Below are 15,015 nucleotides of genomic sequence, written 5' to 3' on the forward strand. Positions count from 1 at the left end.
ATTGGAGAAGGAGAAGGTTGTATGCATACCGAGAGGATCTTTGTCCTATGACAACAAGCTTCTCCTCTCCTTCCCCAATCTTACTTTCTCACCAACAAGATGTCATTTCTTCTTGGCTCTTCCTGTATATGACAATGGAGGAAGAGGTTCTGACCTGGCTACTTTGTCATGCATGGTCACCCAGCAAAAACACTCAATACCTGTGTTAATGCCAGCCAATGTGTCTCCGCTAACAGCCTTGTCCTAGCTGATTTTTTGCCTTTACCTTGTTTTGCTCTTTTGAGCCCCAATGCAAATTCTAGATTTTAGCTTCTAGATTTTCTCTGCGATTTTGCATCTTAAGCTTTCGTTGTACACTGCCATCGGGCTAATTTCTTTTTCATGAAAATTTCCTTAGCTACATTTCATAATTCTTCGGCTAATATTCATATAATAGGCGCAGTGGCGGTGGAAGGATCGGTGATTGCGCGCTTTTTATTTTCCCTGGGAGCCAAAAATGTTACCCTGCATGACTTTTGTGAAAAGAAAGAATTTCCTAAACGCTTTCGTACTTTTCATACTGGTGTGCAAGATAGCATCGACTTATGGCAAAAAATGCGATCATTGCCTTACCCGATACACTTTAAAGATTCTTATCTAGAGGGGATTGAGCAGGCAGAATTATTATTTATCAATCAGGCTTGGTATCGATATGCATTTAATTTTCCCAAATTGGGTGACATTGTAAATGCTGGTGCTATACCCGTTTCCAGTATGATTGATCTGTATTTACAACTTTTCCCGGGGAAAACTATTGGTATTACTGGTACCCATGGCAAGACAACAGTTACTCGTTTGATGGCCCATGTATTAAAAACAGCTAATAAAAAAGTGTATACCTCTGGCAATGATAGACATAGCGAACAAATACTAGAAAAGATTACTCAAGGTACGATTGGGGCAGAAGATATTTTAGTCTTAGAAATTAGTAACCGTCAGCTAAAGCAATCATTAGAAAAAAGCCCTACTATTGCAGTGATAACTAATGTCTATCCTAATCATTTAGATGAGCATGCTGATTTCGCCGACTATCGTGCTACTAAAATGCGTATTGCCGAAAAGCAGACCAAGCAGGATTTGTTAATCGTGGGTAATAATGATGCTGTGTTAGCTGATTGGGCCCAGGAAAAACAGGCTTTAGTAATCACAACAGAAAAGATTGATTATATTAAAAGTACATTTACTTTGCCCGATACTTTGGTAGGCGAGCATAACCTCACCAATGTGGCGATAGTTTATCAAATTGCGAAATCACTGGAGATTAATGATAGTGTATTTCAAAATGCCTTAACTTTATTTCCTGGAGTAGAGAAACGTCAAGAGAGTATATTTAAAACTGAACAAGTGAAGGTAATTAACGACAGCATTGCTACTACTCCCACTGCCACTACGATGGCCGTGCGCACCTTTGCTAAAGAGCCACTTTTTCTCATTATGGGGGGAGATGATAAAAATATCCCGCAAACAAGTTGGGATGAGCTAGTAAAAACTATTCAGGCACTAACAAATATTCAAGTAGCTATTTTACCAGGCACCATTAGAGCAAAATTAGCCCATCTGTCAGCGCAATTGGTGCCTACCTTAGAAGATGCGTTAGCAGCGGCACAAACATTTCTTAGTCAACAAAAAAGCCCCACCACAATCCTCGTATCTCCAGGTGGTGAGGCTTTTTATACCAAATTCTTAGCAGGTAAATCGTTAGAGAAACTAGCCCAAGATTATTTTTCGTCCTCCACCACTTTAAATTTAGGATGATTCTCTTTATCAAAACCAGAAATCTCTAGCTCTACCATACAACCCGCATCGGAGTCGCAAATAATCCGTGCGCCCTCAAATAATTCGTCTTTCGCTACGGTGAGTTCTTCACCACACATGGGACAAGTGATAATATCCTCATTGTCACCATCCTCTTCCTCTTCATCACCGACACGAGCTTTCTTGGCCGTTTTCTTGGGTTCTTGTTCTTCTACATCAACCTCTTCATCATCAAAGCCAATATCATCATCGTCATCGTTGCCGAGGACTACACGGTAATTAGCATCAAAGAAAGACATAAGCAAAAGGTTACCAAATCGTACCCCACTTTACCCATTTTTAGATAAAATGCAAATGCTGTTTTCTGGTATTAATAAGCGACGCTTTGACATATGGCGCTATCAGGCACTTTATCCTCACCATCTATCTGATGATGCGCTACTAATTAGTGATCAGAGAAAAGAGTTTACAGCTCTAGAACAACGCTATGATACATTGTGGATTAAACATGAAGATGAACATCCCTTGGGCTCACATAAAGGGAGAAGTTTGGCCTACCAATTAAGTGTGTTAACAGCTGCTGGTCACCAACGTTTTGTGCTCTCTTCATCAGGAAATGCTGCCATTGCTTTTCTATCGCTTACTCCCAGCCTGCAAAGTTTCGCCATAGTTTCAAGTCATATCGATGCTGCAAAGTTACACTATCTGCAGAATCTTTCTACCGTGGGACATGTAATTATGTCGTCGGTGGCACCAAATTTGACTCGTGCTTTGGTAAAGCAAAAAGAATTCATAGATTTGCGACCATCGCAAAGTGAAGACGCCATTATTGGTCTTAGTTCTCTGGGATTTGAACTGTTTGAGCAAATGCCTGATTTGTCAGATCAATACGCAATTGTTTCGGTCACCACTAGTGGGGGTAATGTCTTGGGCATGCATAGAGCCTTTAGTTTATTGCAACAACAAGGCTTAATAAAATCTTTACCGCGCCTTTATCCAGTACTTTTAGAAAACTATCCAGCTGGTCATTTGAGTCCAGAGCGCAGGCGCCAATTGGTAACTGTTGTTGCCGAATCTAAGAGCGAAATATTGGTATCGTCTCCAGTATACAATGGGCAACAGCTCACATCATTTGAAGGTAATACTGCATACCAAGTATATGAGCAAAATAAGCAAAAACTAGGCAAGACGATAGTGCTATTTACCGGCAGAATATGGCCAGTCTCGGGGGAAACGGCTACTATGCCGATGTATCAATCTTTGGCAGCTTTAGTAAAGAATTACTCTTTATAATATGGTCTTCTACATAGTGCCTGAAATCCGTTATGCAATTGGTTTGGCGGATATTGTTTCCGAACCGATGATGATTATCACCGGACATGAGCATCCAGCTATTGCTCTATTACGTAAGCAGGGGATTGAAGTGTGGTGTGCTGAAGAAGAGGGCAAAAAAACTTCTTACAATGCTCCGGGTTTACTTCGTTTATCAGCAGTGCAAAAGCTAGTCTTGGAGGTTCCTGTCAAGAAAAGAAAGCTACTTACTTTCAAAATTTCCCCCCCATTTACGCTCTTGGCTGAGAAGCTAGAAGCACAAGTACTGATGCCTTCTTATAAACTCAATCGATTTTGGGAAGATAAAAGTCGTTCGGCGGCAGCCTTAGCGAAAGAAAAAATTCCCGTCAAACAATCACGGACTGCTACGTTGAGGTCTTTATCTTATCGTGCCGTGGCCAAATTATTGGCAGCAAAAAACCTAGTAGTACAAAAGCCTCATGGTATGGCTGGGAATAGCACCTACTTTGTTAACAATGAAAAAGAATGGAAAAAGTTAACCAGCTCTATTGGAGTGAATCCCTTGGTGAAGGTCTCACCTTTTTTAGAGGGGACTGTCTATACAGTGAACTGCCTGCTCTCAACCAAAGGCAAGGCACTATGTAGCTATCCTATGCTGCAAATTACCGGTGATGAGCGTTTCACTCGTTATCCTGGGGGTACTTGCGGTTTGGATATGACTGGTGCCCAAAAGTTTAAAAAGCCTACGCTAACGAAAATAGAAAAAGTGATTCAATCGCTAGCAAAAGTCTTACATAAGGCCGGTTTCTGGGGATGGTTTGGTGTTGATTTTGTTGTATCTGTTCGTGATGCGGTGACGGTATTGGAAATAAATCCTAGATTCACGGCCTCTATTAGCATATTTACGCAAGCACAAAATTTACAATTGAAGCATTCTTTTTGGCAGCAATTCCTAGATGAAAAAGAAAAGAAAGTGCAATGGATGCGACCATTGCTCTACACTTCATTACTGCTACGCAATATCACTGAGGACAATCAAATAATTAGCAAAAAGTTCACTCCAGGTATATATACATGCCAAAAAGATACTTTGTTATTAAAACAAGAAAGTGTTTTGCTCAAGGACTTGAAAGCAGACAATGAATACTTAATTATCGCTAAAGGAAAAGACAGTGTGATTCATCCCGATGGCGAATTCGCTACTATTGTCACTCATCGTAGCGCCACGCAAAAAGGATCGGTAGATAAAGAGCTAGCAAAAATAGCTGATTTAGTTAAAATGGCCCTGCTTAATTAGCAATTTGCGATAAACAATGGAATAGAACCACTTCAACCTTTTCCATTCGTAATTCGTAATTCGTAATTCGTAATTGTTTATGGCAGATATCGAAAATCCTATTGGCTTAGAGAAAGGCCATGATGTCCAAGGACAAAAACCTTCAGAAGCGGGAGCGATTCCTCCCGGTGTCATGGAAAAGGCTAGTGAATATGGTGTGCAACCAAGCCAATGGCAACAATATGGCCAACATATTCAAGATGAATATAACCGCATCATGAATGTAATTATGCATGAGTATAAACTCTTGGATGAAGTGGAGCAGACGAGAATATTGAAGGCTTTAGAGTCTGGCGATGATCATGCTCTTGATGATGTTTTGCTATTGGTAGAAGCTCATTTACAAGGACAAAACCGTGAATTGCCACATGTATTGGGCAATCTCAAAAAAGTGGCGGCCAAAAAGATTATTGATTTAGCAGCAGAAGGAAAACTGGAAACAGCCATACCCACGAAGCAGGCCCAATATCAAGACGATGCTCTGGCACCAGTAGTAGAAATAATTGTCACTTTTTTTCAGACCGCTAATGTGGCTGAGCAGCAAGCAATAAAGTTGGCTTTGGTAGCGGGCACTCCACAAGCATTGGATGCTCTCGTTCAAAAACTTACAGCCTTTGGTTATAAGTTAGAAGAGCTCAATATTGATGAGCTGAAGAGGAGAGCGGCAGAAAAGATATTGCGTTAATTCAATAATACAAATTACATGGTGGTTTTGATTTTTAAATGCCTAATGCTAAGCTGCTCAGGAATTTCTTAGTAATTTTTATGGCAGCGAATAAAATCATTTTAGATCTTGATCAGCTACGAGAGCTTATTGAGGTGCACAAAATTCAGAAAAAGCGAATTGTTTGCACTATTGGTTCCTGGGATATGCTGCATATTGGGCATTTGCGTTATTTAAATAGAGCTCGCAGCTGTGGAGATCTTTTGGTTGTGGGAGCTGATTCTGATCGTGGTATCAAAATTTATAAAAATCCTTTACGTCCTATTATCCCTCAAGAAGAACGATTGGAAATGCTTTCTTATCAAGATTGTGTAGATTATGCGACCTTGATTGACGATATTGATGATCAAGGAAAATGGCAGTATGAACTCATTAAAACTATTCAACCTGATGTGTTCGTCTGTATTACGGAGAGTTATCCCGAACAGCAAAGAAAAGAAATCAAACAATATGTAACTGAGCTGGTAGAGCTTCCTCGTCAGGCAGAAAATACTTCTACTACTAAGATCATTGAAAAAGCGATCAAAACTCATTTGGCTGAATTGAAGGCAATGGTCGAAGGGAAATAGATTCTAATTATCAGTTAATTATGTTAATACTTGGAGCCTTTAGTATCTTACACAAGGGGTATCTCACAATTATTAATAAATACCCCGAAGCTAGTATCGCCATTTTGGATGATGACTTGGCAAATGAGTTATATATATTAGAGACTGACCTTAGAAAGATGCCTGCAGAGCAAATGAAGCTTCTTCTCGCCACGCTTGGTCGCCCTGTTTCTATTATTGGCAAAGCTAATGTCGCTGAAGTACAAGATGCGGACAAAGTGGTTTTAATTAGTGATGATACTATCGATGAATTTAAAAAGAGGTATTTAGCTGAGCACAAAGATGTGATATCAGAAACAGGCTTTTTCTATCACGAAACCAAAAATGTTTTTTCTGCAGATGATGCTCAGGTAGAGGCTACCAAAGTTTACACTGAAGAAGATATGCAGTTTATGAAAATGGCTTCTGCAGAAACAGCTCATAGCGGTTGCTTTTGGCGCCAAGTCGGTTCAGTTTTGGTGAAAGATGGTAAAGTGGCTTTTTCTAGTTGTAATCAAATGTTGCCTAATAAAGATGAGTGTTATCGTATTGGTTGTATTCGTGATCAATTAAAACCAGGCGAGAAGCCAGAAATATGTTCTGCAATACATTCTGAAGCGTATGTAATAGCCCAAGCTGCTCGTGATGGTGTTGGATTAGCAGGAACATCTATTTATGTAACTGTTTTCCCTTGTCCACCATGCGCCAAATTAATTGCAGCATCAGGAATAAAGAAATGTTTTTATAGTGGTGGTTGGTCAAACTTTGATGGTGAACGAGTTATGAAATCTCAAGGTGTGGAATTGATTAAAGTGCCTCTTTAAACGAATAGTTTATGGCAAAAAATAAAGCTGGTATTGATACCCGTTATGCCAAAACCGGCGATTACAAAGATACGTTAGAAAGCATCATTAAAACTGACAAGTGTCCTTTTTGTCCTGATAATTTTAAGTATCATAAGAAGCCTATTTTGCGGCGCTACAAGGGCTGGTGTGTAACTGAAAACTCTTGGCCCTATGCGAATACCAAGCATCATTTTATTTTTATTTCAAAAGCACATAAAGAAAATTTCGCTGAAATTAATGATGCAGATTTTCATGCAGTTCGAATACTAGCTAATTGGCTCACCAAAAAATATAAGATTAAGGGTGGAGGATTGACGTTCCGTTTTGGTGATTCTTCCTACACAGGAGCTACTGTTAGACACTTACACATGCATTTTATTGTGCCAATACTTGATTCCAAGAAACAACAGGCCGTTCCTGTATACTTCCCGATTGGTTAGTTTGACACTGATCATAAGAAAGATTAGATTCGCGCAAGCCTTGCTAGTTTTATGACTATTGATTTACGCACAGAAAATACTTATGTCAAATATACTAATTTGATGCAAGAAGGGAGAAATGTATTTGCTGCTTATTTTGATGTGCCCGAACCGCAAATTATTATCACTTGCGGAGCAACTGGGGCTTTACATGCTGTATTTTCTCACTTTTCCAAATACACTTTAGCTATCATGCCGTTTGAGTACTTCGATATCTTTAACTTTGCTGATTTGCATCAATGTCAACTCGTGATTGCTGCCACCAAGAATGATCAGCAAAATGATATAAATGCATTTTGTGAAATCATTAGAAATAGAAGGCCTCAACTTGTATATATTTCACTTCCTAATAATCCTTTAGGCCAAAGTTACAGTGAACATGAAGTAATAGATATTCTGACCGCTTTAACTTCTGAGCAAGTATGTGTGTTTGATCAAACATTACTGACAGATAAACCTTTTTCTAATATTTTTTTTAGAAAATATGGTGCTGATAAACGCATTATTGTAATCGGCTCATTTTCAAAGTCACATAATTTAGTTAATGAAAGAATCGGTTATATGTTTATGCCTTGTGTGATGGTGCCTTTTCATCCCTATGCTCATGCGCCTTCAGCGCATTCGTTAAAAAAAGTGATGCGAGTAATTAGTTCTCGTGACTATGCTCAAAAGACAATAAAGCTTATTGAAGCAAACAATAAATTGATTAAAGGTTGGGCGGATAAGCATGATGAATTCTGTTGGTTTGATTCCAATACTAATTTTGGCGCTCTACATGTACGAAAAGTTCCTATAGTTGATTTTGCTCGAAAACTTGCTCGAGCAGACATCCTAGTCAAAACTAATTACGACTTGAAGTGCCCCGGTAATTTTCTCCGAGTACATTTAGGTGAACCGCTGAGCAAAATTAAGAAGTTTCTGAAAGTGCTTTCAGAATAAATTGTGAAGCATCCTAATCAGTGCAATATAATTCTTTAATACTTTTAATTTCTATGATGCGAGAAGGTAACGTTGGTACTCTAGTTGATCCAAGATATGCTGATACTGAATATGCTGCTTCCCTAAAAGAATATGAGGAAGAAGGAATCTGTCCCTTTTGTCCTGCCGGTCTAGAAAGAGATAAAAGGGTTATACTCAATCATGCCTGCGGCTGGTTTGTCACTGATTCGATACGTCCATATAAAGATAGATTAGACACTATTGTGCCTGTACATGCTTTGCTCATTCCTGATAGGCATATAGTGAGTCCACTGGAATTAGAAGTTGACGATATGATGGCTATAAGAGAATTGCTTCGTTGGGTTATGACTAATAAGGGCATTGATAGTGGTGCTATGAACATGCGTTTTGGGATTAACGCTGGGTCTACAGTGCGTCATATACATGTACATATAATATCGCCCAATTTAGATCAGACGGGCAGTTCTGTACCAGTAGATTTTCCTATTGGCTAAAATTTCCATTTGGATAGTGTTTTGCTACACTGCAGCCAATTGTTAACTTTTCTCTATGGATTGGCCAATATATTTCAAAGATAAGCTAATTATTGGTGACGAAAAATCTGAAGTTGGGATTGTCACTTTGTGGACTCCGGTCAGTAGAATTGTGGATCCAATAGATAAATCGCTCTTTTCCTTGGCTGGACAGTTGTATTCTAAAGAAGGAATCAATTTTATTCTGCGTAATGTTTTAGCTAATCCTAATATTCGCTACTTGATCGTGTGCGGTGAAGAACGAAATGGTAGTGGTGCAGCATTGGTCAAGTTTTTGGAAAAGGGCATAGATGCAGAAAATAATGTGCTGGAAACTGAATATGCCCAGATTCATAAAGAAATTCCTTTAGATGCTATCGAAACTTTTCGCAAAAATGTGAAAGTGTGCAATATGATCGGTAATTATAACCCCGAAGATGTTGTCACTGCTCTGAAAGCATACCAAGCATCGCAAAGTGGTTTGTGGGGAGAATCTCAAGTATTCCCTGAGCCCAAAATTGAATTTGATGGGGTGATGCCGAGCGATCAATCTATTTTCAAAATACGCCGTAAATTTATCGGTATGGCTTGGCTTGAAGTGCTCAAGCTAATTATGAAATTTGGCACAGTGCGAGAATCTTTTTACGGGAATAATTGTAAAGAGTTGTTTAATATTGCTTCAGTAATTACTGATGAAGATCCTGATAACTTTAAAATGTTCCCATATTATCAAATTACCCAAGAAGATATTGCGGAGTACCTACCCAAGTTTATGACTGGAGAAAAGGGGACTGCAGACTATACCTATGGTGAACGTCTCTGGAATTTTCCTCATCTAGGCATTGATGGTCAAATTACTAATCAGGTGGATGATGTAATTGTGGACTATTTAACTCGCTATCCCACAGACCGTGCAGCTTGCGCTACTATTTTCAATATTGCTGATCATAAAGCAAAAACGGCTCCCTGTATGACCTTTGTACAGGCAACAAATGTTGAGGGCAAATTAGATCTTACCGCTTATTTCCGTTCGCATGATATTTTCGGTGGCTGGTTGCTCAATGCTTTTGGTTTAAGAACATTACAAAAATATATTGCGGGTAAATTAGGTTGGGAACTAGGAAATCTGACCATTCTTTCAAACTGTGCCCATATTTATGATAATAATTGGAAATTAGTCCAAGAACTTATAGACAAATATGGTCAAGGCCTAGATTGTTCATCTGACCCTCGTGGGCATGTGGTAATCAGCACTGAAGGTGAAGAAATTGTAGCTAAGCATCTTTCACCCAATGGTAAGCCAATCCAAGAGTTTCGTCATAATGGTAAAGATGAAAGTGCCACTATGAAGCTCTACAATAAACTAGTGTTGTCAGAAGTTGTGTCGCAAGTCTCACATGGACTCTATATCGGTTCTGAGTTGCAAAAAGCAGAGATAGCGATTAAGGAAGGTAAAGGCTATATCCAAGATCGCTACTTACAATAATTGGCAATAAGCAAAGTATCGAGCAAAAGCGCTGTTATTTAAACAGTTCATTTTGCTCTTTGCTCTTGCTCAACAGCTAGTACTGGCATCAAACAAACAGTCCCAGTTATGTTTCGTACCATTGAGCCAAATCTCATAAGTACTTACTGAGGGGAATTGCTTGATAGTTTTATCCATTTGTTCTTTGACGCGAGGGACGTCACAGGTGCCGCCAAAAGTTAAGCTACCACTGAGTTCTACTTTTGCCATGGTGCCAATCATAGTGACATTGCTTACCGTTAGGCTATTTGTGGCTAGTGCAGTAATGAGTCCAGACATGCCATAGTTATAAGTGTTCACACTCAAAAGTTCTTCTATCGCTGTCTTTAATGGAGTTGTGGTACTGACCGTACGATTGACCATTACGATACTGTCTCCACAGCCGAAAGAACTTGGACCGGTAGCAGTGCCAGATGCATCAACTAAAGCAATTTGCACGGTGGTTACAGGAGTAATGGTGGGAGCTGGAGATACCATTGGTTTACAACCTGCCATTATCGGTGTGCCAGGCGTAGCAGTATCACATGATGCTATCGGAGTTGCAGTGGGCGACATCATAGGAGCTATGCTGCAACTACTTAATAATACTACTAAGGCAAGAAGACTAAACTTTTTCATATTATAAAGATCAAGGCTTATTTATTGTGCCAGTGAGAGAGCAAAATGCAAAGTAGTAACTAAGTAAGTAGTTGGACAGTCGTCGGAGTTGTGGTTGGGGGAAAAACTCTTCTTAGCCATGCGCGTTTTTCAGAAACTTCCGTAAGTAATGCATCCTTCATTTGTGGTAGCCGTGCTATATCAGCGAGCTTCACACAAATTTCATGAGGAGTGTAGCGTTGAGTTACTGCAGCTGATAGACCCCATTGAGGCAAAACTTCTAGCAGTTCCTGGACATCAATTCCCTGTTTTTTAGTTTGCAGGTTATCTACTGGTAGCCAATGCGGAGCACGTGCTTTGCTTAGTAAATAGAGCAATATCTCTACCGGAATGATTTCGTCTCTTTCACCTAAAAGATCTTTTTTCAATAAAACCGCATTGACTTTTTGTCGCCATACTTCTTGCTTGGCAGCATCCAGGCTTTGTAAATATTTAAAAGTATTCCTAGGAAACCTACCTTTATCTATGTCTGCAAGTGTTCTAGACCAAAGCGCAGCAGTATCTGTGGTTGCCAGGATAGTCAATGAGCTGCTTGCTATCATGCTGTCCAAATAACCTCTTGCTTGTCGGCGACTAAATAAATGATGGCTATAAGCATGAGCTGTATCTTCAACTGCCAACCAACTTTTAGAATTTTTTTTCATAACAATAAAACAAGAATTAATTTTGAGCAGTTTTCAGTGTTTGTAATGCTGCCCGATGAGCACGAATAATGCTTTCGCGTCTTTCACGCAGGTGCTTATCATATAAAGCTTTCAACTGTGGCGTCCGCAAAATGGTAGTTAAATCTAAGCAAGTACTATAGGCACTGCAACTAAATGCCATATCACTGCGAGTCTGCCAATGAGCATACATACTTATTGTTTCTGCAATTTGTTCTCGATGCAGGGGACTATTTACTAAAGCAGGAGGAAATACTCTAAAAGCAAGTGCTCTGTGAAGCATTTCCATTACTACTTCTATTGGTAATATATCTAGTTCTTTGCCTCGATAAGAAGGATGTAGTATATCCTGGATGTCAGCACGGATCGCGTCTCTTTTGTGGCTAGCTAAAGATTCAATAACATTATATGCATCTGCTGGGAAGCCTGGTGACTTTCTATTTTCTAACGCTTCTGCTCTATTGTCGGTCTCATCCTCATTTTCTTCGGCCTGGTCTGTCTGTTCTTGAGTGCTATCTAAATTATCTGACACAATAAATGTTTCTAAAAAATGGCCTTGTTGTTCGGTGCTAAAATCCCAATGTGGCGGCGTGATGATTTGCCCTGGAGCAAAAGTTTTGCCGAGCCAGACTTTCAAAGGTTGTCGCCAGTCTAAATAATCAATGCCACCTGGACCATCCACAAAATAAATTTAGTACCCCACTGTAACCGTTGTTTTGTGACCAAGCAAGTGATTTGCCTAAGCGCTAAGATGCTGCAAATCTTCTTGGCCATGAGAAGATAGCCAAGCTTTAATAGTGGTGCTAGTGATTAGTTTAGGATTCTGATACGTGGAACGCCACACGGCAAATGCTCTAGAACTATCTTGAAATGGCGCCTTAACAGTTTTCCAAGGACTGAGCCTTCGCTTATCTCGAGCAATTGCCTTAACTAAAACAAAACCGCCTAATACTCTGGCACCACCACCATCAGTATTGGGATTGTCTCCTACCATCCAGGTTCGTTCAGGTACAAATCCCATGATTCTACAAGCATCCAAGAATCCTCGTGGATCAGGCTTAGATATGGTGCCCTTATATACAGGAATATGGCGTACTGCTTCGAGGGGAGCCAAGCGTGCTCCTGATAAATGATTAGAATATACCCCGAAATGAATGCCGCGAGATCGTAAGTTATCGACCCAGGCCAAACTGCTAGCCAAAATATCTCCCTCAGGAACAGCCAAACAGCCATCTACATCGAGCAAAAGATTATCTACCGGCTTACCTGTTAAAGCAGTCAAAGCTCTAGGATCAATATCTACTACGCTATCAACATAGGCACTGATATGATCGCGAAGCACGCCACGAACCATCACTCGCAAGCCAAAACCAAACTTTTCCGGATTCATCCCTTCACGATCTTGTTCTCGAACAACCATTTTGCCACTGTGTTCCATGGGGACGCCCGTTAATTTGCCCCAATATAGCACAGGAAAATCATTACTAGCCAAACGACCCAAAAATAATTTGCTTTGGTATTGCGGTAGCTTTAATCTGACTCTGTAATTTCATAGTATGAAAACTTGGTGGCTGAAAGCGCTAATTATCTTAGGTAGTATTGGGATACTGATAAGCATAGGCTGCTATGTCCATACGCAGCTCTTTCTCTTGGGAGCAGTGCATACAGAAGGAAAAGTCGTAGCTGTGGATTTACAATTTGATGGTTCGGGTGATCCTACCTATGTGCCTACGGTACAATTTCAAGACGCTTTGGGTGTGACCAGAACATTTCAGCCCTTTACTAGTTATGATGCTTCAGAATATGAAACCAACGATATAGTAAAAGTGGCTTACGATTTGTCTTATCCTGAAAAAGCAGTTTTGCTCAGTTGGGGAGAGCTATACCTGATTCCTTTTCTGCTAGCTATGGTCTCAGTGATGTGTGTCGGTTTTTCTTTGCTTTTTAGCTTTTTTCTAAAACAGGAAAGTTCACGCAAAAATCATTGATTACTCACCTTGTGAATAAAATTTTATTAACTTAGCCTTTGGTTAGTAAGCAACTTTTTTATGCAACAAGCTGTATGGGATCATTATCGTTCTTTTGGTTTGTTTACTTTTCCAGGCAAATACCAGGAAGATTTACAAAAGAATTTGCCCGATGATATTCGAGAAATTGGTAAATTAGTGCGTGGCAGCTTAGTTCATCGTACTTCCTTGATTGAAGGTAATCAGCTTGAAAATACTGATCTGCGCTTTGGTGATATGACTAGAATGCCTTGGTATCGTCAGCCTGAAGATGATGTACTTACCACAGCTAGTGCCATGCTTGCCGAGCTCTATCGCCGAGATCCCAGAGGAATTGTGGCTGATAGAGCGGTAGAAAATAAATTAGTGGTAACTTGTCGATATGTAGCCATTTTAATGGCTAGTATTTTGAAAGCGAAAGGAATTCCAGCCAGAGTCAGAGCCGGGCATGCCCCTTATTTTTCCTTTTGTCACCAAATGAATATTAGTTGTGACCATTGGCTCAATGAGTATTGGCATGAAAAAGAAAAACGGTGGGTAATTATTGATGTCGATGGCAGCCTCAGTTTGGCAGAAGACTTTGATCCCTATGATATGCCTGCTGGTAAGTTTGATTTTCCCGCACCCGCTTGGTTGGGACTACGCAAACAAACTATTGATCCACTGCGCTTTTGGAATGCGAAGCCAGAACGGGGTGCCTTGGTTCTGCTGTGGTCATTCTTTTACGATTTTCATTGTTTAATGAATCAAGAAATTCTTTATATTCATGGGCCATTATTTGGCAGCTCAGTACAATTAGCTAATCTTTTGCCAGAAAAGTTAAAAAAGATTGATGATTTAGCAATTTTACTGTGTGAACCAGAGAAAAATTTCGCCGCCTTAAAAGATATCTGGGAGAATGATAAAGAATTTAGAATTCTATACGGTGGTCTGCTTTAGTAATTTTTGTCCCTACTTATATTAGTGCTATGCTCAAAGCAATTACTTTTTTATATGGCGAAAGTTGAAATTGAAGTGCGTGGGCCCCTGACTAAAGAGAAGTTCCAAAAGCTAAATAATTTCTTTCATACCAACGCTATCTTCAAAGGGAAAAGTCGTCGTTTATCAGTTTGTTACACGATTTTGCGCTCTGAAGATAAAGATATGGCGTCAGACCTGGATATCCGTGCGCGCATCACGGATGGTGAGCCAGAACTGGTAATTAAAGTTGGTAAATGGCGAGGCAGCGATATTCGTAAAGAAGTTGCTGTGCAAATAAAAAGGGGTGAATTTTCTAACTTGATCGCCGTCTGTGCCACCCTTGGTTATACCGAGGCGATTGTGAGTGAAAGTATTACCTCAAAGTATGAATATAAAGGAGTAGAGTTTTCTTTGGTCGATAAAGCGGGCCATAGTTATTTCTTTGAAGCAGAAATTTTGGCTGATGAAGGCGGGGACAAAGAAACGGTACAAAAGTCGATACAAAATTTATGCCAAGAACTTAACTTATCACTTTTCAGTGATGAGCAATTTTTTGATTATATTAAATTACTCAATAAAGAAGCTAATATCCATTTTGATTGGCATCAAGATGGTGAAAACTTCTTTCGGGATAAATACGGATTTTAAGTAAATGTAGTCAGATAACAAATTAGC

At 39.7% G+C, this 15,015-nt stretch carries 18 protein-coding genes; 13 read left to right on the top strand and 5 right to left on the bottom strand.

Translation table 11 applies throughout. The annotated features are described in order from the left end of the window. Positions 1–381 precede the first annotated feature (381 nt). A complete protein-coding gene (locus HY817_03430; protein MBI4836288.1) occupies positions 382–1,794 on the top strand; it encodes a hypothetical protein in 1,413 nt (470 codons plus the stop codon). Here HY817_03430 and HY817_03435 read toward each other — a convergent pair. Then, the gene (locus HY817_03435; protein MBI4836289.1) at positions 1,758–2,093 is read right to left on the bottom strand and encodes a hypothetical protein; all 336 of its coding nucleotides are present in this window, start codon (positions 2,091–2,093) and stop codon (positions 1,758–1,760) included. The genes HY817_03430 and HY817_03435 overlap by 37 nt on opposite strands. A 55-nt stretch (positions 2,094–2,148) precedes the next feature. Here HY817_03435 and HY817_03440 point away from each other — a divergent pair, with 55 nt between their 5' ends. From HY817_03440 to HY817_03480, 9 genes are all read left to right on the top strand, one after another. Continuing rightward, entirely contained in the window at positions 2,149–3,087 is a 939-nt protein-coding gene (locus tag HY817_03440; protein MBI4836290.1) for a PLP-dependent lyase/thiolase, read from the top strand. A gap of 1 nt (position 3,088) precedes the next feature. Continuing rightward, entirely contained in the window at positions 3,089–4,384 is a 1,296-nt protein-coding gene (locus HY817_03445; GenBank protein ID MBI4836291.1) for an ATP-grasp domain-containing protein, read from the top strand. Between the two features lie 79 nt (positions 4,385–4,463). Further along, positions 4,464–5,108, top strand: coding sequence for a hypothetical protein (locus tag HY817_03450; protein ID MBI4836292.1), 645 nt, complete (start codon positions 4,464–4,466; stop codon positions 5,106–5,108). A gap of 80 nt (positions 5,109–5,188) precedes the next feature. Beyond that, a complete protein-coding gene (locus tag HY817_03455; protein MBI4836293.1) occupies positions 5,189–5,716 on the top strand; it encodes an adenylyltransferase/cytidyltransferase family protein in 528 nt (175 codons plus the stop codon). Between the two features lie 20 nt (positions 5,717–5,736). Continuing rightward, positions 5,737–6,558, top strand: a complete 822-nt coding sequence (locus HY817_03460) for a hypothetical protein (protein ID MBI4836294.1) — start codon at positions 5,737–5,739, stop codon at positions 6,556–6,558. An 11-nt stretch (positions 6,559–6,569) separates the two neighbouring features. Next, on the top strand, positions 6,570–7,019 hold the full coding sequence (locus HY817_03465) for a hypothetical protein (protein ID MBI4836295.1): 450 nt from the start codon (positions 6,570–6,572) through the stop codon (positions 7,017–7,019). A 51-nt stretch (positions 7,020–7,070) separates the two neighbouring features. Next, entirely contained in the window at positions 7,071–7,997 is a 927-nt protein-coding gene (locus tag HY817_03470; protein MBI4836296.1) for a pyridoxal phosphate-dependent aminotransferase, read from the top strand. Between the two features lie 53 nt (positions 7,998–8,050). Further along, on the top strand, positions 8,051–8,512 hold the full coding sequence (locus HY817_03475; GenBank protein ID MBI4836297.1) for an HIT domain-containing protein: 462 nt from the start codon (positions 8,051–8,053) through the stop codon (positions 8,510–8,512). Positions 8,513–8,567: 55 nt separating this feature from the next. Beyond that, the gene (locus HY817_03480; GenBank protein ID MBI4836298.1) at positions 8,568–10,016 is read left to right on the top strand and encodes a DUF4346 domain-containing protein; all 1,449 of its coding nucleotides are present in this window, start codon (positions 8,568–8,570) and stop codon (positions 10,014–10,016) included. Between the two features lie 69 nt (positions 10,017–10,085). Here the strand turns inward: HY817_03480 and HY817_03485 are convergent, their stop codons facing one another. From HY817_03485 to HY817_03500, 4 genes are read right to left on the bottom strand one after another with little or no spacing between them, the layout of a single operon-like run. Continuing rightward, entirely contained in the window at positions 10,086–10,673 is a 588-nt protein-coding gene (locus HY817_03485; protein ID MBI4836299.1) for a GerMN domain-containing protein, read from the bottom strand. Positions 10,674–10,732: 59 nt separating this feature from the next. Continuing rightward, positions 10,733–11,356 (bottom strand): hypothetical protein, encoded by a 624-nt coding sequence (locus HY817_03490; GenBank protein MBI4836300.1) that lies wholly within the window; start codon positions 11,354–11,356, stop codon positions 10,733–10,735. A 16-nt stretch (positions 11,357–11,372) separates the two neighbouring features. Further along, a complete protein-coding gene (locus tag HY817_03495) occupies positions 11,373–12,056 on the bottom strand; it encodes a hypothetical protein (GenBank protein ID MBI4836301.1) in 684 nt (227 codons plus the stop codon). 57 nt (positions 12,057–12,113) lie between these two features. Next, positions 12,114–12,812, bottom strand: coding sequence for an HAD family hydrolase (locus HY817_03500; GenBank protein MBI4836302.1), 699 nt, complete (start codon positions 12,810–12,812; stop codon positions 12,114–12,116). A 118-nt stretch (positions 12,813–12,930) separates the two neighbouring features. Here HY817_03500 and HY817_03505 point away from each other — a divergent pair, with 118 nt between their 5' ends. From HY817_03505 to HY817_03515, 3 genes are read left to right on the top strand one after another with little or no spacing between them, the layout of a single operon-like run. Beyond that, on the top strand, positions 12,931–13,362 hold the full coding sequence (locus HY817_03505) for a DUF3592 domain-containing protein (protein ID MBI4836303.1): 432 nt from the start codon (positions 12,931–12,933) through the stop codon (positions 13,360–13,362). A 60-nt stretch (positions 13,363–13,422) separates the two neighbouring features. Further along, on the top strand, positions 13,423–14,319 hold the full coding sequence (locus HY817_03510; GenBank protein ID MBI4836304.1) for a transglutaminase domain-containing protein: 897 nt from the start codon (positions 13,423–13,425) through the stop codon (positions 14,317–14,319). Positions 14,320–14,373: 54 nt separating this feature from the next. After that, positions 14,374–14,988, top strand: coding sequence for a hypothetical protein (locus HY817_03515; protein MBI4836305.1), 615 nt, complete (start codon positions 14,374–14,376; stop codon positions 14,986–14,988). The last annotated feature ends 27 nt before the right edge of the window (positions 14,989–15,015 follow it).

The sequence above is a fragment of the Candidatus Abawacabacteria bacterium genome (assembly GCA_016207805.1).
GTDB lineage: Bacteria > Patescibacteriota > Gracilibacteria > RBG-16-42-10 > RBG-16-42-10 > JACQZO01.